We start from the raw sequence: 1263 nt of genomic DNA, 5'->3' as shown, positions 1-1263 counted from the left end.
AGTCATTCTTTTTTCACATTAACTCTCAATTGGGACGCGGTATATAACATAACCACATAGATAAAACATTTGTTTATATAGTGTTCAATAGATTGGGGAGTTTATGGGGCTGGCAATCATTCATAGTCGGGCAAGTGTCGGGGTGCAAGCGCCGTCAGTTAGTGTGGAAGTGCATATCAGTAATGGCATGCCCGGCTTTACTCTCGTTGGGTTGCCGGAGACTACGGTAAAGGAATCCAAAGATCGTGTACGCAGTGCGATCATCAACTCAAATTTCCAGTTTCCAGCCAAGCGCATTACGGTCAATTTGGCCCCGGCGGATTTACCTAAAGAAGGCGGACGTTTTGATTTGCCTATCGCATTGGGTATTTTGGCGGCTTCAGAGCAAATCGCGACAGATAGGCTCAAAAACTTCGGATGTGTTGGCGAATTAGCCCTGTCTGGAGGGTTAAGACCTGTCAAAGGTGTGCTTCCTGCCGCGTTGGCTGCAAGCAAAGTAGGACGTCATTTGGTGGTGCCTCATGTCAATGGCGATCAAGCGGCGCTGGTGGGCAAAGAGCAACATAAGTCAGCGCAATCCTTACTTGAGGTGTGTGCGGAGTTATGTGGTCAGCATCGTCTCAATCTTTATCAAACTCCGAAGCGAAAAACGGTTGAAAAACATGGTCGAGATCTACAAGACATCATTGGGCAGCAACAAGGAAAGCGTGCTCTAGAAATTGCGGCGGCTGGAAACCACAACCTACTTTTCCTTGGTCCTCCTGGTACAGGAAAAACCATGCTGGCATCGCGTTTATGCGACTTACTGCCGGAGATGAGCGACGAAGAAGCGATGGAAACGGCTTCAGTCGCATCACTGACGCAAAGTGAGATTAATGAGCACAACTGGAAGTCGCGTCCGTTTCGTGCGCCGCACCATTCCAGTTCGATGGCGGCATTAGTTGGTGGTGGCTCGGTGCCAAGACCAGGTGAGATTTCTTTGGCTCACAATGGGTTATTGTTCCTTGATGAAATGCCGGAGTTTGACCGTAAAGTGTTGGACTCGTTACGAGAACCATTGGAATCGGGTGAGATCATCATTTCGCGCGCACAAGGAAAAACGCGTTTTCCTGCTCGTTTTCAGCTGGTGGGGGCGCTGAATCCGAGCCCTACGGGCTATTATGAAGGAAATCAAGCGCGTACCAATCCTCAGGCCATTTTGCGTTATTTGGGTCGTTTATCGGGACCGCTTCTCGACCGTTTTGATATGTCGTTAGAAATTCC

The 1263-nt window shown here is 48.9% G+C and carries 1 protein-coding gene; it reads left to right on the top strand.

The features are described from left to right. Positions 1–103: 103 nt before the first annotated feature. The coding region (locus R8269_RS24820) for a YifB family Mg chelatase-like AAA ATPase (RefSeq protein WP_318222858.1) at positions 104–1263 on the top strand (1160 nt) is incomplete at its 3' end.

This window comes from Vibrio sp. Vb0667 (assembly GCF_033391095.1).
The sequence above is the reverse complement of the archived record's forward strand: the minus strand, read 5'-3'. Positions and strand labels throughout refer to the sequence as shown.